The following is an 18,332-nucleotide window of genomic DNA, read 5'->3' on the forward strand; positions in this document are numbered from 1 at the left end:
TAATAGTAGACATGGCACACCCCGGAAACGCGGCGGATCAGGGAGAAAGTTCTCCCTATGAGTACGAACTCGTCACTGGCGAGGCGGTCGCGCTTGATGTGCGGCCGGCGAGTTTCATCCTGCGCGCGGCCGGCGCCATCATCGACTGGCTCGCCTATCTCGGTTTCTTCGTGGGACTCGCCTTCGCGGTCGACTTCGTCATGGGCGACGCCCTGGATCCAGCGCTCGCACAGACGCTGGCGATTTCAGGGCTCGCGTTCTCGATCCTCGTCCTCCCGACTGTCGTGGAGACCGTGACCGGAGGACGCTCGCTCGGCAAGCTCGCGATCGGCGCCCGCATCGTGCGTGACGACGGCGGGTCCATTCAGCTGCGGCACGCCTTCACCCGCGCCCTCAGCGGAATCTTCGAGATCTACCTCACCTTCGGCGGCCTGGCCGCCACGACGGCTCTGCTGAACGGCAAGTCCAAGCGCCTCGGCGACCTGATGGCCGGCACGTACAGCCAGTATGAACGGGTGGCCCGGTTCGACGAGCCGGTCCTCGGGCTTCCGCAGGAGCTCACCACCTGGTCGTACACCGTCGATGTCGTGCGGCTGCCTGACCGGCTCTCGCGCCGCATCGCCCAGTTCCTCCGCCAGTCCGGACGCCTGACCCCGGAGACACGCGTGCGCGTGGCAAGTGACCTCGCGGCGGAAGCGGCGCCCTTCGTCTCCCCGGTTCCCGCCGTCTCCCCCGAGGAGTTCCTCGCCGGCGTCGCCGCCGTGCGCCGCAGCCGCGAGTACGCGGCACTCCTCCTGGAACGAGACCGCCTCGAGCGCCTCCGCCCGGTACTCACGCGCCTCCCCCACGATTTCCCCAACCGCTGAGCGGATGCTGCGCCGCCCCGCTACGGGTTGCGCGCCGGTTGCGCCGTTACGCGCCACGCGTGTCCGGGGCGTAGCGGCGCTGGTGTCGCGCGGGGCCAGTGCAGGGCGGGGCCAGTGCAGGGCTGGCTGGCTGGCTGGTGGTTGCGGTGTGCGGGTTAAGCAGAAAAGCCACCCCGTGGGGTGGCTTTTCTGGTGTTGCTAAGTTAAGTCCGGCGGTGTCCTACTCTCCCACAGGGTCCCCCCTGCAGTACCATCGGCGCTGAGAGTCTTAGCTTCCGGGTTCGGAATGTGACCGGGCGTTTCCCTCTCGCTATAGCCGCCGAAACATCTTTCGATGGATCGATTCTATATTTTTCAGTTATAGACCCCGGGTGTTATGCCGGGGTTGTTCTCGACCGTACGTCGAGAACCACATAGTGGACGCTTGCAGCTTATTCAAACTGGTGTGTTATCAAATTATTGGCTTATTAGTACCGGTCAGCTCCAAGGGTCTTTAGTCCCCTCTTCCACATCCGGCCTATCAACGCAGTAGTCTAGCTGCGAGCCTCTCCCCCGAAGGGATGGAAATCTCATCTCGAAGCCGGCTTCCCGCTTAGATGCTTTCAGCGGTTATCCTGTCTCCGAACGTAGCTAATCAGCGGTGCTCCTGGCGGAACAACTGACACACCAGAGGTTCGTCCATCCCGGTCCTCTCGTACTAGGGAGTAGATCTTCTCAAATTTCCTGCGTCGCACGGCAGATAGGGACCGAACTGTCTCACGACGTTCTAAACCCAGCTCGCGTACCACTTTAAATGGCGAACAGCCATACCCTTGGGACCTACTCCAGCCCCAGGGATGTGATGAGCCGACATCGAGGTGCCAAACCTGCCGTCGATATGGACTCTTGGGCAAGATCAGCCTGTTATCCCCGAGGTACCTTTTATCCGTTGAGCGACAGCGCTTCCACAAGCCACTGCCGGATCACTAGTCCCGACTTTCGTCCCTGCTCGACTTGTCAGTCTCACAGTCAAGCTCCCTTGTGCACTTACACTCGACACCTGATTGCCAACCAGGTTGAGGGAACCTTTGGGCGCCTCCGTTACTTTTTAGGAGGCAACCGCCCCAGTTAAACTACCCACCAGGCACTGTCCCTGAACCGGATCACGGTTCGAAGTTAGATATCCAATATGACCAGAGTGGTATTTCAACGTTGACTCCACCTGAACTAGCGTCCAAGCTTCACAGTCTCCCACCTATCCTACACAAGCCACACCGAACACCAATACCAAGCTGTAGTAAAGGTTCACGGGGTCTTTCCGTCCTGTCTGCGCGTAACGAGCATCTTTACTCGTAATGCAATTTCGCCGAGTTCGCGGTTGAGACAGCTGGGACAGTCGTTACGCCATTCGTGCAGGTCGGAACTTACCCGACAAGGAATTTCGCTACCTTAGGATGGTTATAGTTACCACCGCCGTTTACTGGGGCTTAAATTCTCAGCTTCGCCTTGCGGCTAACCGTTCCTCTTAACCTTCCAGCACCGGGCAGGCGTCAGTCCGTATACATCGTCTTGCGACTTGGCACGGACCTGTGTTTTTAGTAAACAGTCGCTTCCCACTGGTCTCTGCGGCCTTCGAACGCTCCAGGAGTAAATCCCTTCACGCCTCCGGCCCCCTTCTCCCGAAGTTACGGGGCCATTTTGCCGAGTTCCTTAACCACGATTCTCTCGATCTCCTTAGTATTCTCTACCTGATCACCTGAGTCGGTTTGGGGTACGGGTGACTAAAACCTCGCGTCGATGCTTTTCTTGGCAGCATAGGATCACTGATTTCGCCCTTACGGGCTACCCATCGGGTCTCAGCCTTATATGAGAGACGGATTTGCCTATCTCTCGGCCTACATCCTTAGACCGGGACAACCATCGCCCGGCTCAGCTACCTTCCTGCGTCACACCTGTTAATACGCTAACCGCACCAGCATAGGGTCGCACGCTAGGCCTCACGCTTCACCCCGAAGGGATCCATCTAGAGGATTCAGATGCTTAGCATTACTGGATTAGCTTGGACGGTTTTTCGCCAGTACAGGAATATTAAACTGTTTTCCATCGACTACGCCTGTCGGCCTCGCCTTAGGTCCCGACTTACCCAGGGCGGATTAGCCTGGCCCTGGAAACCTTGATCTTTCGGAGGACGGGTTTCTCACCCGTCTTTCGCTACTCATGCCTGCATTCTCACTCGTGTAGCCTCCACGGCTGGTTTACACCGCCGCTTCGCTGGCCACACGACGCTCTCCTACCCATCAACACGGCTGAACCAACACAACAAGTGTGCGGCTTACCAAAAATATCAATGCCACAACTTCGGTGGCGTGCTTGAGCCCCGTTACATTGTCGGCGCGGAATCACTTGACCAGTGAGCTATTACGCACTCTTTCAAGGGTGGCTGCTTCTAAGCCAACCTCCTGGTTGTCTGTGCAACTCCACATCCTTTCCCACTTAGCACGCGCTTTGGGACCTTAGTTGGTGGTCTGGGTTGTTTCCCTCTCGACGATGAAGCTTATCCCCCACCGTCTCACTGCTGCGCTCTCACTTACCGGCATTCGGAGTTTGGCTGACGTCAGTAAGCTTTTAGGCCCCATCGGCCATCCAGTAGCTCTACCTCCGGCAAGAAACACGCAACGCTGCACCTAAATGCATTTCGGAGAGAACCAGCTATCACGAAGTTTGATTGGCCTTTCACCCCTATCCACAGCTCATCCCCTCCATTTTCAACTGAAGTGGGTTCGGTCCTCCACGACGTCTTACCGTCGCTTCAACCTGGCCATGGATAGATCACTTCGCTTCGGGTCTAGGACATGCGACTGAATCGCCCTATTAAGACTCGCTTTCGCTACGCATTCCCCTCTCGGTTAAGCTCGCCACATATCACTAACTCGCAGGCTCATTCTTCAAAAGGCACGCTGTCACCAGAATCAGACTGGCTCCAACGGTTTGTAAGCAAACGGTTTCAGGTACTATTTCACTCCCCTCCCGGGGTACTTTTCACCTTTCCCTCACGGTACTTGTTCACTATCGGTCATGTAGGAGTATTTAGGCTTATCAGGTGGTCCTGACAGATTCACACGGGATTTCTCGGGCCCCGTGCTACTTGGGATACTCTTCGGGCGATTACTGCATTTCGACTACGGGGTTCGCACCCTCTATGACCAGGCTTTCAATCCTGTTCGTCTATACAACGCTCTAACCCTCACTGTTCGGCAGAATCAGCAGAAAAGTCCCGCAACCCCGACCATGCAACGCCTGCCGGCTATCACACATGATCGGTTTAGCCTCATCCGGGTTCGCTCGCCACTACTAAGGAATCACTATTGTTTTCTCTTCCTGTGGGTACTGAGATGTTTCACTTCCCCACGTTCCCTCTACCCGCCCTATATATTCAGGCGGGAGTCACCAGGTCACCTTACGGGCCTGGCGGGGTTTCCCCATTCGGACATCCTCGGATCACAGTTCGTTTATCAACTCCCCGAGGCTTATCGCAGATTACTACGTCCTTCTTCGGCTCTACATGCCAAGGCATTCACCGTTTGCTCTTAGAAATTTGAAATCACATGAGTTTGAATCGATTAAGAATCGTAAAACTTTCGTCTCACGATCGAAATTGACCAATGATCTATAAATAGATCTTTGTAATTTGCAGTCCGAAGACTGTCAAATTTAAGATGCTCGCGTCCACTGTGTAGTTCTCAAAGTACGGGCGGTACCCTCACCTGCCCACGATTGATGTGAACAGGAAAAGGTCCAGAGGAACAGTCCAACCAGGCAAAACCCAGTTGTTCCGGTCCCTCAGGACCCAACAGCGTGCATATATGTTTCCTTCATAACCGGACCTTTCCAACGAGGCACCGCAAGCGGTACCAGGCGTACTGGATCCAGAGATGATCTCTGCATATCAATGTCAATGTTCCACCCATGAGCGCCATCGAAGAACATTCGTCTTCGTATGGCTTGGCAGTGTTACTCCGCTGTATACAGACGGCACTGCTGTGCTCCTTAGAAAGGAGGTGATCCAGCCGCACCTTCCGGTACGGCTACCTTGTTACGACTTAGTCCTAATCACCGATCCCACCTTCGACAGCTCCTTCCCGTGAGGGTTAGGCCACCGGCTTCGGGTGTTACCGACTTTCATGACTTGACGGGCGGTGTGTACAAGGCCCGGGAACGTATTCACCGCGACAATCTGATTCGCGATTACTAGCGATTCCGACCTCACGCAGGTCGAGTTGCAGACCTCAATCCGAACTGAGACCGGCTTTTGGGATTCGCTCCACCTTGCGGTATTGCAGCCCTTTGTACCGGCCATTGTAGCATGCGTGAAGCCCAAGACATAAGGGGCATGATGATTTGACGTCATCCCCACCTTCCTCCGGATTGTCACCGGCAGTCTCCATAGAGTGCCCGCCATTACGCGCTGGTAACTAAGGACAAGGGTTGCGCTCGTTACGGGACTTAACCCAACATCTCACGACACGAGCTGACGACAGCCATGCAGCACCCTGTATAGAGACCTTGCGGGGCGACTGTTTCCAGCCGTTTCCTCTATATGTCAAGGCCTGGTAAGGTTCTTCGCGTTGCTTCGAATTAATCCGCATGCTCCGCCGCTTGTGCGGGCCCCCGTCAATTCATTTGAGTTTTAACCTTGCGGCCGTACTCCCCAGGCGGACAACTTAATGCGTTAGCTGCGCCACGGAGACCGTGGAATGGCTCCCCACATCTAGTTCCCAACGTTTACGGCATGGACTACCAGGGTATCTAATCCTGTTTGCTCCCACGCTTTCGCACCTCAGAGTCAGTTACGGCCCAGAGATCTGCCTTCGCCATTGGTGTTCCTCCTGATATCTGCGCATTCCACCGCTACACCAGGAATTCCAATCTCCCCTACCGCACTCTAGTCTGCCCGTACCCACTGCAGGCCCGAGGTTGAGCCTCGGGTTTTCACAGCAGACGCGACAAACCGCCTACGAGCTCTTTACGCCCAATAATTCCGGACAACGCTTGCACCCTACGTATTACCGCGGCTGCTGGCACGGAGTTAGCCGGTGCTTTTTCTGCAGGTACCGTCACTTTCGCTTCTTCCCTACTAAAAGAGGTTTACAACCCGAAGGCCGTCGTCCCTCCACGCGGCGTTGCTGCATCAGGCTTTCGCCCATTGTCCAATATTCCCCACTGCTGCCTCCCGTAGGAGTCTGGGCCGTGTCTCAGTCCCAGTGTGGCCGGTCACCCTCTCAGGCCGGCTACCCGTCGTCGCCTTGGTGAGCCATTACCTCACCAACTAGCTGATAGGCCGCGAGCTCATCCCTGACCAAAATTCTTTCCACCCCCAGAGATGCCTCCAAGGGTCGTATCCGGTATTAGACGTCGTTTCCAACGCTTATCCCAGAGTCAAGGGCAGATTGCTCACGTGTTACTCACCCGTTCGCCACTAATCCGAAGAGCAAGCTCTCCATCATCGTTCGACTTGCATGTGTTAAGCACGCCGCCAGCGTTCGTCCTGAGCCAGGATCAAACTCTCCGTAAATGTTTGATTGACTAACCAAGCAAGCCTGGCGTCACATCTAGTGTGCCGAGCCGCCGGAATGGGCGAACACGACACAAGTTTGAAACTGACAGAACAAATCATTACTGACTTGCTTTGTTGTTATAAATGTTTTCCAAAGGAATCTCCTGGCCCTTCACCGCTAGAAACGGATCCAAACCACGAGGTTTTTGGCATTTGACATTGTGCACGCTGTTGAGTTCTCAAGGATCGGACGCACCCGGCTTCAGGCCACACCGTAACCGGCTTAGTGGCTGTCGCTCCGAGGCAACTTGTCTAACTTACCGATCCAATCAGTCCCTGTCAAATCCGGTGAATCCCGCCCTCCGAGCACGCCAAAGCGAACCCGAAACACCGAACACCGACCCGACAAACAACCGAAAGGAAGGAGAGTTACCAGCCTAGACCTCCCACACCGGTTACCCCAGCAAAGGGGACAAACAAGGCGAAGAAGATAAAAACTGTGGTCCCACGTGAGGCCGGAAAGCACTGCGGCTTTTCCGCACCTTTGGGGTACGTGAAGACATTACGTGCCCCCACCACCCCCGTCAAAACCCGGACCACCCCGGGCGTGTCACCACCCCCGATGCCCGCCCACGAGCATCCGCGAGAGTACACATTGGGCCCTTAAACCCGCGGTTTAAGGGCCCAAAGTACGCTCTCGCGGCACGAAAGAAGCCCACCCGACTGCGGGCGGGCGGCGGGCGGGGACGCCGGCGGATACGACAGAGCGCCCGCAACCGCCGCAGGAGCGGTGGATGCGGGCGCTCTGAAACACGGCGTGCGGGTCAGTAGCGGTACTGGTCGACCTTGTATGGGCCGTCGATGGGCACGCCGATGTAGGCGGACTGCTCGGGGCTCAGCACGGTGAGTTCGACGCCGAGGGCGTCGAGGTGCAGCCGGGCGACCTTCTCGTCGAGGTGCTTCGGCAGCACGTACACACCGACCGGGTACTTCTCCGGGTAGCAGTACAGCTCGATCTGGGCGAGCACCTGGTTCGTGAAGGAGTTGCTCATCACGAAGGAGGGGTGTCCGGTCGCGTTGCCGAGGTTCATCAGGCGCCCCTCGGAGAGCACGAGGATGCTGCGCCCGCTCGGCAGGTGCCACTCGTCGACCTGGGGCTTGATCTCCACCCGCACGGCGCCTTCGAGGGTCTCGAGCGCGGCCATGTCGATTTCGTTGTCGAAGTGGCCGACGTTCGCGATGATCGCGAGGTGCTTCATCTTGAGCATGTGCTCGGTGCGGATGACGTTGAAGTTGCCGGTGCCGCTCACGAAGATGTCGACCTGCTCGACGACCGACTCGAGCCGGGCGACCTGGAAGCCGTCCATCGCGGCCTGCAGGGCGTTGATCGGGTCGATCTCGCTCACGATCACGCGCGCTCCCTGGCCGCGCAGGGCCTCGGCCGCACCCTTGCCCACGTCGCCGTATCCGGCGACGAAGACGACTTTGCCTCCGATGAGCACGTCGGTCGCCCGGTTGAGCCCGTCGGGCAGGGAGTGGCGGATGCCGTACTTGTTGTCGAACTTCGACTTCGTCACCGAGTCGTTCACATTGATCGCGGGGAAGAGCAGTTCGTGGGCGCTGGCCAGTTCGTACAGGCGGTGGACGCCCGTCGTGGTCTCCTCGGTCACGCCGGCGAGACCGGCGGCGATCTCGGTCCAGCGGTTGGAAGATTCCGCGAGCGAGTGACGGAGGACGTCCAGTACCACCCGGTACTCATGGCTGTCGGACGCGGTCGCCTCGGGGACGGCGCCGGCAAGTTCGAATTCGCGGCCCTTGTGCACGAGCATCGTGGCGTCGCCGCCGTCGTCGAGGATCATGTTGGCGTCCGGCCCAGGTCTCCCCCGCCGCCGCGGCCTCGATGCTCCAGTCGAAGATCTGCTGGGTGCACCACCAGTAGTCCTCGAGCGATTCACCCTTCCAGGCGAAGACGGGAACGCCGGCCGGGTTCTCCGGGGTCCCGGTCGGGCCGACCGCGATGGCCGCGGCGGCGTCGTCCTGGGTGGAGAAGATGTTGCAGCTCGCCCAGCGCACCTGCGCGCCGAGGGCCACGAGGGTCTCGATGAGGACGGCGGTCTGCACGGTCATGTGCAGGGACCCTGCGATGCGCGCGCCGGTCAGCGGCTTCGATTCGCCGAATTCGGCGCGGAGGGCCATCAGGCCGGGCATCTCGTTCTCGGCGAGACGCAACTGGTGCCGGCCCGCCTCGGCGAGCTGCGGGTCGGCGATCTTGAAGATGGGCGCGAGCGAGGGCGCGGTGGATACAGGGGACGAGGCGACAGTCATGCGACCATCATGCCATTCCCTGCGCCGCCCCGGCTGGGTGTGTCCCACGGCCGGGGTTCGCCCTCGCCCGCCCGGGGTTCAGGCGTCGGGGCCGCCCGGGGTGTCCGCTTCGCTCATCGCGCCCATCGTGCTGAGCCGGATGAGCTGCCAGCCGTGCGGGACGCTTGTCAGGCGGGCGTGCCGGTCGCAGAGGTCGAAGGCGTGCGGTTCACGCTCGATCGAAAGCGGGCCGAGCACGGCCATGGAGTCGCCGTAGTCGAAGGTGAGCGTCGCGACGGACTCGTCCGGACAGGCGACGCGGGAGCAAGGGCGGAATGACATTACCGTTCAGGCTACCCGCGTCGGCGCCAGAAGTAAGATGAAGGCATGTCCCGATCCCGTCGATCTGCCGCGCCGCCGCCCGCGCCGATGCAGCGCGGAAGCGGGCGCGATCGGCACGGGCGCGGCATCCGCAGCTCGGCGACGGGGCCGTTCCTGCCGCCGCTGAACACCCGGATCGACCTGTTCGACATGACCGTCGCCTCGACCGTCGACTACCTGCGTTCGGTCTGGCCGGACCAGCTCGCCGACGTGGCCTTCGAGGTCGCGGCAGGCCCCTATTCTGTCGTTCCGGGCGTCGGCGTCGAACGCTGGGCCGTGCAGGCCGCCGAGCGGCGCATCGTGTTCTACCGGCTGCCGATCCAGCGCCTCACCCGGCTGCACCGCAATGACGACCTGCACCGCCGCATGGTGATCGAGAGCTGCGTCTTCCGCGCGATCGCCGAGCTGCTCGGCAAGGATCCCTGGGACCTCGCGCCCGATCGCTTCCGGCACTTCTAACAGCACCACTTCTCACAGTGAATGCGGGTGAGCGGATGCCGCCCAAAAAGTAATTCCAAACCGATTCCGTGTCGGGGCCGAACCATTGTCAGCACCACAGACAACCACTTCCCCCACAGACACGAAGGATCACATCATGCGCACTTTCCAGAAGGCAACCATCAGCTTCGCCGCAGCAGCCCTCCTCCTCGGAGGCCTCGCCGCCTGCTCCAGCACCGCGACCGCAGGCTCCGCGGCGTCGACTCCCTCCGCAACCTCCTCGTCCGCTCCGACGCCCGTCGCCTCGATCCCCTCCCTCAAGGGCGTCGACACGGCCGTTCTCCTCGACGGCGACTTCGCCGCGGCGCTCACGAGCCTCGGCCTGACCCCCGGCACCGTCGGCACCGCCACCCTCACCGATGGCAGCCTGCACTTCCCGATCACCGGCGGAAACGTGGACTACTACGACCCCGCACAGAGCTACCGCCCGTTCGTCCAGGGTTCGATCAAGCACGAGGGTTCCGGCTTCTCGCTCACGGCCGGCTCGACCGTCGTCGAACTGACCAACTTCACGATCGACCCCGGCACCTCGAAGCTCTTCGGTGACGTGTCGGTCAACGGCACCTCCGCCGCCACCCAGGTCCTCCTTTTCGACCTCTACGGCGGAACCCTGAAGCCGCTGCAGATGGACGGCGACAACGCAATCCTCGAGGGCACGACCGTGCACATCTCGTCCGTCGCCGCCGGCCTGCTCAACAAGACCTTCGGAACCGACGCCGTCAAGGACCAGCTCCTCGTCGGCATCGCGAAGATCACCGTCGCCACCAAGTAACACCGCTCGAAGCGGGCCCGACCGGCCCGGTTGAATTGCGGACAGAGCACCTTCGTCGACACGACGAAGGTGCTCTGTCCGCAATTCGGCGTTAACTCGGCCCGTTTCTGGGGCGGGGTGCGCTGGCGGATGCTCAGCGCGGGGGGCGCAGGAAGCGCACGGCGCGGAGGGGCGCACCGAGCATCCGCGCCCGCACGGCTGGGTCGAGCCGGACGGCCGACCCGGCGAGAACGATGACGAGCGCAGCCGTGATCGCCCAGGTCAGCTCGAGCGAAGGCAGGATCTGCCGCAGTGTGAGCGCGAGCGGGATGGCGAGCCACTCCCAGCGACCGCTGAGCGCCACGAACGGCAGCAGCAGCAGCGCGTACCACGGGTACCGCGGGCTCAGGATGAGCAGGGTGCTGCCGATCATCACGAGCTGGCCGAGCCAGGGCCGATCGGGATCGGTCTTCCAGAACACGAGCGCCGCAATGATCACGAGCAGGCCGCCGGCAACGAAGACCGCGGCACCGCCGGGGGCCACGAGCGAGACGAGCGCAAAGCGTTTGCCGTTGTCGTAGCCCTCCTCGCTGAGATAGCCGGGCAGGTAGCCGAGCACGCCGATCCCGGTCGTGAGAACGTACGGCACGTAGAGCGCGAAGAACGTGACGACCGCGGCGAGGCCGACCTTCCAGCCCTGCCTGCGGAGCATCGCCGGGGCCGCGATCACGGGGACGAGCTTCACGGCGATCGCGATCCCGAGGGCGATGCCGCCCCGCCAATACCGCGCCCGGGTGACGAGAAGCGCCGCGGCGAGGGTGAACACCACGCCGAGCAGGTCGACGTGCGAATTCGTGATCGCCTCTGAGGCCACGAGCGGGCACCACGCCCAGTACGCGGCGTACCGCGGGTCGATGCCGCGGCGCCGCATCCCGGCGAGAAGGAGCACGGTCGTTCCGAGGCTGAGCACCAGCCCGCCGAGTTGCAGCGGCCAGTATGTCGCCGTCGGCGGCACCAGGAAGCGGATGCCCGCAAAGTAGAGCTCCGCCGCCGGCGGGTAGATCGTCGGGACGGTCGGCCGGTTGAGCGCGGTGCAGAGCACGGCGTCCGAGGCAGTCTTGTGCGTCACCACGATGCGCCGGCCCTGGCAGGTCTCCGGGACCGTGCCCGACGGCACCGTCGCCGGGAACAACCACTCCGGGCGAAGGGAGTCGAGCCGGTCGTCGGCCGGGACGTAGGCGTACGGCGAGATGCCGGCGTTCTGCACGATGCCGTCCCAGGCATACCGTGCCGAGTCCGTGCTCGTGTTCGGCGGCCCGATCATCGCCGCGACCCCGATGCCGAGCGACCCGGCGAGCACGAGCACCACCACGGCGCGCCCCCGGACCCGCCGCAGCAGGAAGACGGCCGCTGCGAACAGCGCCCAGAGCACCCCGGTGCAGACCAGGAGGGGGACCGTGTCCCGCGTCGGTTGGAAGAGCGAGAAGACCAGCACGCAGTACCCGGTCAGCGTCGCACTCGCGGCCAGGAGGAGGAGATGATCGTAATGCGCACGAGGCCATCCTGTCGGAGTTCCGCGGCGAGCGCCGCCGAATCCCGGTTCGGAGAGCCGAACGGGCCCGCCCCGTCACGGAACCGTAAGGTGTAGACCCGCCCGCGGGCATCCGCTGGATGGTGCAATGGAACATGCGCCAAGTGATGTACGAAGCCCAGCGAGCGCTGGCCTCCCCGTGCGAAACCCGCGGATGGCGACCGTGATCGGTCGACTGCTCGGGCTCGCCTTCGTGCTGTGCTTCGGCACCGGGCTGTACAGCCACTTTCTGCAGGAGCCGCTGCCGGGCATGCACTTCGCGACCCGGCCGGAGCTGCTCTACCAGTTCACCCAGGGCACCCACATCATCGCGGGCATCGCCTGCTTCCCGCTGCTGCTCGCGAAGCTGTTCATCGTCTTCCCCGACCTGTTCCAGCAGCCGCCGGTGAAATCGTTCCTCAATTTCCTCGAACGCGCGTCGATCGCCCTGTTCGTGGGCGCCTCGCTCGTGCAGATCACGATCGGCCTGCTCAACACCTACCAGTGGTACCCGTGGCCGTTCCCGTTCCGGGAGACGCACTTCGCGCTCGGCTGGGTGCTGATCGGATCGCTCGCCCTGCACATCGGCATCAAGCTGCCGATCATCGCCCGGGTCTGGCGCAAAGAGGCCGACGATGGCTCCGGCGACGACGACCACCTGACGGATGCCGTCGCCCGCGACCGCACGGCGACGCCGGAGGCCGTTCGCCTGTTCGGCTCGAGCCGGCCGACCGGGGTCACCGGCCGGCTGCTCGCCTGGATCGACGCGACACCGGACCTTCGGGCGGACGCCACTGCGGAACGCGCGCCGTCAGGGCTCGACACAGGATCCGCCTCAGCTTCCCGGGACGACACGGCCGACGCGGAAGACGCAGCGCGCACGGCTCACACGCGCCTCAGTCGGCGCGGCTTCCTCACCACGGTCGGGGTGAGCGTCGGCACGGTCGTCGTGCTGACCGCCGGGCAGACGGTCGCCCCGCTCGACGCGGTCAATGCCTTCGCACCGCGGAAGAAGGGCGTCGGTCAACAGGGGGTGCCGGTCAATCGCACCTCGAAGCAGGCGGACGTGGCCGCGGATGCCCTCGCGGCCGGCTGGGTACTGACGGTGGCGCACGCCGGGGTGGAGCGCAGCTTCAGCCGGTCCGAACTCCTCGCCATGCCCCAGACCGAGGTCGATCTGCCGATCGCCTGCGTCGAGGGCTGGAGCCAGCTGGCGCGGTGGCGCGGGGTTCGCCTGAGCGATCTGGCCGATCTGGTGTCGGCGGATGCCGCGGCATCCTTTCGCCTGACCAGCCTCGAGAAGAAGGGCGCGTACCGCCAGACCACGATGGGGTCGGAGTACGTGCGCGACCAGCTCACTCTCGTCGCTCTCGAGCTCAACGGGGAGACCCTCGACCTCGAGCACGGTTACCCGGCCCGGATGATCGCCCCCGGGCGGCCCGGGGTGCTGCAAACCAAATGGCTGAGCCGGATCGAGGCGATGGACGTATGAGTACCGCACGCACTGCAGGAAACCGAAGCGTCGAAGCATCCGGATCCGGCGAACTGGGGCCGGCCCTCCGCGTCACGCGGATCGTGCTGATCACGCTCGGCCTCGCTGGTCTCGCCTGGGGCGCCTATGTACTGTTCGACAGCGTGAAGCCCGCGCGGATTCCCGGTATCGCCATATGGATGGGCGCGGCGATCGTGTTGCACGACGGGGTGATCTCGCCGCTCGTGTTCTTCTGCGGGATCCTGCTGCGCCGGGCCGGGCACCGAATCAGCGGAACGGTCATCCTCGTCGTGCAGGGGGCGATTGTGGTCGGCTCCGTCATGAGCCTGATCGTGGTGCCGTTGCTGATCGCGCAGTCGCGCGGCACCGGCAACCCGACGGTGTTGCCCCTCGACTACGGCGTGAACTTCGCCGTGTTCTGGGCAGCTGTCGCCGTCGTCACCGCGGCCGTGTCGTTCGGCCTCTACGCGCGGGGCCGGCGCCGGCTGCGCTGACCCGCGTCGCGCGAGAACCGTAAGGTCGGACAAATTCGCGACACACCTCATCCGCTGCCGGAGGTGACGGAGTGTCGCGAAAAACTCCGACTTCACGCCGATCGAGACGACGGGCGAATGCCCGGTTGCGGGCGCGGGGCGAGCGCGGGGACTCAGGCGTGGAGGAGGCGGGCGAACCAGCGGCCATCCAGGCGCCAGTCGTGCGCGACCCGGAGCCCCGCGTCGGCGGCATGGCCGGCGAGGGCGTCGACGCCGACCTCCGCCCAGGGGAAGACGTCGCTGAGGAGGCCGGAGGCATCCTCGAGCCGGCCCTCGTAGCGTTCATTGCGCGCCGGGTCGTGGCTGACCTCGACGAGGAGCGCGCCCCGGGGCGCGAGAAGTTCGGCGCAGCGGGTCAGGAGCGCGGTCACGTCGCCGCCGATGCCGATGTTCCCGTCGACGAGGAGCGCGCCCGCCCAGCCGCCCTCGAGCGGCATCGGGTCGAAGACGCTGCGCTTGAGCACGCTGAGGCCGGCGTCGACGGCGATCCGTACGGCGGTCGGCGAAACGTCGATTCCAAGCGCGGACAGGCCGCGGTCCATCGCGGCACGCACCATCCGGCCAGGGCCGCAGCCGATGTCGAGGACAGGACCGGTCAGGCCGTCGAGCAGGAGCTGGTCGGTGTCGTCGGCGTCGGCGCTCCACCGGGCGGCGTCCATGGTCGCGGCGGCGATGAGGCCGCCGTCCCGGGAACGGCGGAGGTAGAGAACGTTGTCGGCGTTGCGCAGCGCGGCCGCATAGGGTTCCGCCCCGCCAGCGCCGAAGGTCGCGGGGGCGAGGTCGAGGGCGGATGCCCGCTCGCCGGGGACGCGATCGAGGCGATCGGGTTCGAGGATGTCCCATTCGAGGATGCGGGCGGCCTGCGCGTTCATGCGCGCACCGGAATTCCGGTGGCGACAGCGCCGGTCGCGTCGCGATCGGCGGGGCGGGCGTCCGTGCGGGCGGCCGTAGCGCCGGGGAGCAGGGCGGCGAGGGTGCGTGCGAAGCGCCCATTCGGAACCGTGGCGGCGACGGAGTGCGCATCTGCGATCGTGTCGACATCGGTGAGCAGGGGCAGGTGCCGCACCCGGAGGCCCGCCTCCTCCAAGCGATCGAGCTGCCGGGCCCCGGTGTCGTCCATCGACATCGCGACGCCGCGAATCAGGTCCCCGCGCCGGGAGTGACCGTTCCGGGAGTGACCACGGCTCGACCCTCCGCGCGGCGCGGCGAGCGCGAGCGCCCAGAAGCCGCCGTCGTCCGCGAGGCCGAGCCAGGCATCCGTGTCGTCTGGCCAGTCGGTGAAGACCGGCGCGAGCAGCTCGGTGGTCACCTGCGGGGTGTCCATGCCGATCAGGACGGTCGGTTCGTCGAGCCCGTCGAAGATGGCGGCGAGGCGCTCGTCGAGGCCGCCGGCGACCTGGGGCAGGATCTCGAACTCAGCGGCCAGGCGCGGCGGGGTGACCCCGTCGAAGGCGAGGATGCGGCGCGAGGCCGGGAGGGCGAGCGCTGCGGTCAGGGTGTCGTCGAGGCTCGCGGCGGCGAGCTCGGCGGCCTGCTCGAAGGAGAGCGCCGGGTGTAGGCGGGTCTTGACCCGGCCGGGCAGGCACTCTTTGGCGATCACGACGAGGGCCGTCATTTCCGGGCCTCGCGCAGCAGGGCGGACATGTCGCCGATCGCGGTCACGGTGCCGCGGATCGTTCCGGTCACTTTGCTGCGTCCGACCCGCGGCGAATAGGCGGTGTCGACCTCGCGGATGCTCCATCCCGCGTCGGATGCACGGAGGAACATCTCGAGCGGGTAGCCGCTGCGTCGGTCCTGGAGGTCGAGGGACAGCAGCGCCGGGCGCCGGGCGGCCCGCATGGGGCCGAGGTCATGTATGTTCACACCGGTTATTCGGCGCAGGCGCCAGGAAAGACTGGAATTGGCCAGGCGGGCGTGCAGCGGCCAGGATCCGCGGGTCGTCGGACGGCGGCGGCCGAGCACGAGGTCGGCATCACCGGCGAGGATCGGGCCGACGATGCGCGGGAGTTCGGCCGGGTCCATCGACGCGTCGGCGTCGCAGAACGCTACGATCGGGGCGGTCGCGGCAAGGAGCCCCGCGTGGGCGGCGGCGCCGAAGCCGCGGCGCTCCTCGTGCACGACGAGGGCGCCCGCCGCTGCGGCGATCTCGGCCGACCCGTCGGTCGACCCGTTGTCGACGACGATCGCCCGGTAGCCCTCCGGCAGGCGCGACAGCACCCACGGCAGGGCGCCGGCCTCGTTGAGGCACGGGAGCACGAGGTCGACCTGGATCGGAGTCATCTTCCGACCCTAAAGGGGCGCCGACCCGGAACAGGGCCGAGAACATTACGGACTGAGGAAGAACACCGGGAGCAGCCCCGCGGCGTTTCCGGCCGGCCGGGGCCACCGTATCCTGAGACCGTGACAGCCCCTTCCACTCCCACCGCCCCGGTTCCCCCCGCTTCCCCTGAGGAACGGCGCATCCTCGTGGTCGACGACGACCCGACCGTGCTCGAGATCGTCTGCCGGTACCTCCGCGCCGCCGGGTTCCTGGTCGATGAGGCCCCGGACGGGCTGAGCGCGCTCCGCCTCGCCGAGGAGAAGCGGCCGCACCTCGTGGTGCTCGACCGGATGCTTCCGCTCCTGGACGGGATCGAGGTGTGCCGCCGGGTGCGCAGCACCTGGGCCATCCCCGTGATCATGCTCACCGCCCTCAACCAGGAGGACGACCGCATCGACGGCCTCGAGGCCGGTGCGGACGACTACCTCGCCAAGCCGTTCTCGCCGCGCGAGCTCGTGCTGCGGGTGCAGGCCGTGTTGCGGCGCACCGGCCAGGCCGCAGCCCAGGCCGCCGCGCAATCGGCCGGGCAGGGCGCGGGCGGGGCATCGGGCCTGCCGACCGTGCCGCTCGCGATCGGCGACTTCACCCTCGACACCGCCGCACACGAGCTGCGCCTGCACGGAACGCCGCTCGTGCTCACGGTGCGCGAGTTCGACCTGCTCTCCTACCTGCTCCGGCACCCGCACACGGTCCTCGGCCGGGAGGACCTGCTCCGCTCGGTGTGGGGGTGGGAATTCGGCGACCTCTCGACCGTGACCGTGCACGTGCGGAGGCTGAGGGAGAAGATCGAGGCCGACCCGGCGCATCCGCTGCTGTTGCAGACGGTGTGGGGCGTCGGCTACCGGTTCGACCCTGTCCCGCTCGGCCCGTCGGGAACCCGCGGCGGTGCGGATTCCGCGACCGCAGCAGACCGGACGATCTCGTGACGACCGAGGTGCTCGTCATCGTCGCGCTCAACGCCCTTGCGTGCGCGGTCGTCACCGGCGCGCTCGGCCTGCTCGCGCTGCGGATGATGAAGCGGTCCTCGTTCGTGGTGCAGCTCATGCTCGTCGCCCTCGCGGCGATCGTCTCCGTCGTCGGGGGGATGTCGGCGGTCGCCACCCAGATGTACGTCTCGACCCACGACCTCGGCGTCTTCTACTCAGTCGCCGCGGTCGCCGGGCTCGTGTCGCTCGTCATGGCCGCGCTTCTCGGGCGCACCCTCGTGCGCGACAGCAGGCACCTGCGCAGCGCGGCCGAACGCCTCGGCCGCGGCGAATCGGTCGCGGCCGACGGCGACGCCGCTGCCCCGCGGCACAGCACGACCGAGTTCAGCGACCTCGCCGGGGAACTCGCCGCGACGGGGGCCCGCCTCGCCGAGTCCCGGGCTCGCGAACGACGCGTGGAGGAGTCCCGGCGCGAACTGATCGCGTGGATCTCGCACGACCTGCGGACGCCGCTCGCCGGCATCCGCGCCATGGCGGAGGCGCTCGAGGACGGGATGGTCGAGGACCCCGCCCGGTATTACCCGCGGATGCGCGACCAGGTCGACCGGTTGAGCGGGATGGTCGACGACCTCTTCGAACTGTCGCGGATCCATTCAGGGACGCTGCGCCTCGCGCTCGAGCCGGTCGCGCTCTACGACCTGATCAGTGACACCGTCGCGGGCTTCGGACCCGTCGCGCACGCGAAGTCCCTCGACCTGCGATTCGCCGGCGAGACGGGGCTGACGGTCCTCGCCGATCCGCGCGAACTGTCCCGCGTTGTCGGGAACCTCGTGATGAACGCGATCCAGCATTCGCCGTCCGGGAGCCCGATCACGGTGTCGGTGCGCGAACGGGGGACGGCGGGGCCGTGATCTCCGTCGAGGACGCGGCAGGCGGCATCCCTGAGCAGGACATCGACCGGGTGTTCGAGGCCGGCTGGCGGGCGAGCGAGCCGCGCACCCCCGGTGGGGCCGGGCTGGGACTCGCCATCGTGCAGGGCATCGTCACAGCGCACCAGGGCGAGGTGATCGTGCAGAACGTGCCGAACGGATGCCGTTTCGACGTGTTGCTGCCGCGGCGCGCGGTCGCCGTCTAGGCATCCGCTCTCGCCGGCACCCG

Annotated in this window: 13 protein-coding genes, 3 rRNA genes and 1 pseudogene; 8 read left to right on the forward strand and 9 right to left on the reverse strand. The window is 64.7% G+C overall.

Translation table 11 applies throughout. From position 1 onward, the window contains the following. Positions 1–11: 11 nt before the first annotated feature. On the forward strand, positions 12–866 hold the full coding sequence (locus RGU41_RS12485) for an RDD family protein (protein ID WP_322136361.1): 855 nt from the start codon (positions 12–14) through the stop codon (positions 864–866). A gap of 207 nt (positions 867–1,073) precedes the next feature. On the opposite strand, the gene rrf is transcribed toward RGU41_RS12485, so the two are convergent. From rrf to RGU41_RS12510, 5 genes and pseudogenes are all read right to left on the reverse strand, one after another. Next, a 5S ribosomal RNA gene (gene rrf, locus RGU41_RS12490) occupies positions 1,074–1,190 on the reverse strand. Positions 1,191–1,313: 123 nt separating this feature from the next. Continuing rightward, a 23S ribosomal RNA gene (locus RGU41_RS12495) occupies positions 1,314–4,446 on the reverse strand. Between the two features lie 450 nt (positions 4,447–4,896). Beyond that, positions 4,897–6,417: ribosomal RNA gene (locus tag RGU41_RS12500) — 16S ribosomal RNA — on the reverse strand. The 16S, 23S and 5S rRNA genes sit together here, the layout of an rRNA operon. Positions 6,418–7,223: 806 nt before the next feature. After that, positions 7,224–8,724 (reverse strand): annotated as a pseudogene (gene ahcY / locus RGU41_RS12505) (adenosylhomocysteinase). 78 nt (positions 8,725–8,802) lie between these two features. Next, positions 8,803–9,045 (reverse strand): DUF3499 family protein, encoded by a 243-nt coding sequence (locus RGU41_RS12510; protein ID WP_134449013.1) that lies wholly within the window; start codon positions 9,043–9,045, stop codon positions 8,803–8,805. A 45-nt stretch (positions 9,046–9,090) separates the two neighbouring features. Here RGU41_RS12510 and RGU41_RS12515 point away from each other — a divergent pair, with 45 nt between their 5' ends. Beyond that, the gene (locus RGU41_RS12515; RefSeq protein WP_322136362.1) at positions 9,091–9,543 is read left to right on the forward strand and encodes a metallopeptidase family protein; all 453 of its coding nucleotides are present in this window, start codon (positions 9,091–9,093) and stop codon (positions 9,541–9,543) included. Positions 9,544–9,679: 136 nt separating this feature from the next. Further along, positions 9,680–10,354 carry a hypothetical protein gene (locus RGU41_RS12520; protein ID WP_134449015.1) on the forward strand — a complete coding sequence of 225 codons (675 nt, stop codon included), beginning with the start codon at positions 9,680–9,682 and terminating at the stop codon, positions 10,352–10,354. Between the two features lie 133 nt (positions 10,355–10,487). Here RGU41_RS12520 and RGU41_RS12525 read toward each other — a convergent pair whose 3' ends face one another. Continuing rightward, a complete protein-coding gene (locus tag RGU41_RS12525; protein ID WP_322136363.1) occupies positions 10,488–11,828 on the reverse strand; it encodes a glycosyltransferase family 87 protein in 1,341 nt (446 codons plus the stop codon). Positions 11,829–12,087: 259 nt separating this feature from the next. Here RGU41_RS12525 and RGU41_RS12530 point away from each other — a divergent pair, with 259 nt between their 5' ends. Beyond that, positions 12,088–13,395, forward strand: a complete 1,308-nt coding sequence (locus RGU41_RS12530) for a molybdopterin-dependent oxidoreductase (RefSeq protein WP_322136364.1) — start codon at positions 12,088–12,090, stop codon at positions 13,393–13,395. Further along, a complete protein-coding gene (locus tag RGU41_RS12535; protein WP_322136365.1) occupies positions 13,392–13,889 on the forward strand; it encodes a hypothetical protein in 498 nt (165 codons plus the stop codon). Before RGU41_RS12530 ends, RGU41_RS12535 begins: the two co-directional genes overlap by 4 nt. Before the next feature lie 152 nt (positions 13,890–14,041). On the opposite strand, the gene RGU41_RS12540 is transcribed toward RGU41_RS12535, so the two are convergent. Genes RGU41_RS12540 through RGU41_RS12550 form a run of 3 tightly spaced genes read right to left on the reverse strand, consistent with a single transcriptional unit; the run spans position 14,042 to position 16,208 of the window. After that, on the reverse strand, positions 14,042–14,800 hold the full coding sequence (locus RGU41_RS12540) for a class I SAM-dependent methyltransferase (RefSeq protein WP_322136366.1): 759 nt from the start codon (positions 14,798–14,800) through the stop codon (positions 14,042–14,044). Continuing rightward, a complete protein-coding gene (locus RGU41_RS12545) occupies positions 14,797–15,543 on the reverse strand; it encodes a TIGR04282 family arsenosugar biosynthesis glycosyltransferase (protein ID WP_322136367.1) in 747 nt (248 codons plus the stop codon). Before RGU41_RS12545 ends, RGU41_RS12540 begins: the two co-directional genes overlap by 4 nt. Then, positions 15,540–16,208 carry a glycosyltransferase family 2 protein gene (locus RGU41_RS12550; protein ID WP_322136368.1) on the reverse strand — a complete coding sequence of 223 codons (669 nt, stop codon included), beginning with the start codon at positions 16,206–16,208 and terminating at the stop codon, positions 15,540–15,542. The genes RGU41_RS12545 and RGU41_RS12550 overlap by 4 nt, the downstream gene beginning before the upstream one ends. Before the next feature lie 120 nt (positions 16,209–16,328). On the opposite strand from RGU41_RS12550, the gene RGU41_RS12555 reads away from it, so the two are divergent. Genes RGU41_RS12555 through RGU41_RS12565 form a run of 3 tightly spaced genes read left to right on the forward strand, consistent with a single transcriptional unit; the run spans position 16,329 to position 18,309 of the window. Next, positions 16,329–17,174 (forward strand): response regulator transcription factor, encoded by an 846-nt coding sequence (locus RGU41_RS12555; RefSeq protein WP_322136369.1) that lies wholly within the window; start codon positions 16,329–16,331, stop codon positions 17,172–17,174. Continuing rightward, positions 17,171–18,085 carry a HAMP domain-containing sensor histidine kinase gene (locus RGU41_RS12560; RefSeq protein ID WP_322136370.1) on the forward strand — a complete coding sequence of 305 codons (915 nt, stop codon included), beginning with the start codon at positions 17,171–17,173 and terminating at the stop codon, positions 18,083–18,085. The genes RGU41_RS12555 and RGU41_RS12560 overlap by 4 nt, the downstream gene beginning before the upstream one ends. Further along, positions 18,082–18,309: a sensor histidine kinase gene (locus RGU41_RS12565; protein ID WP_322136371.1), complete on the forward strand. Its 228-nt coding sequence runs from the start codon at positions 18,082–18,084 to the stop codon at positions 18,307–18,309. The genes RGU41_RS12560 and RGU41_RS12565 overlap by 4 nt, the downstream gene beginning before the upstream one ends. The last annotated feature ends 23 nt before the right edge of the window (positions 18,310–18,332 follow it).

Origin of the sequence: Cryobacterium sp. 10C3, from assembly GCF_034314285.1 — a bacterium.
In the GTDB taxonomy this organism is placed as follows: domain Bacteria; phylum Actinomycetota; class Actinomycetes; order Actinomycetales; family Microbacteriaceae; genus Cryobacterium; species Cryobacterium glucosi.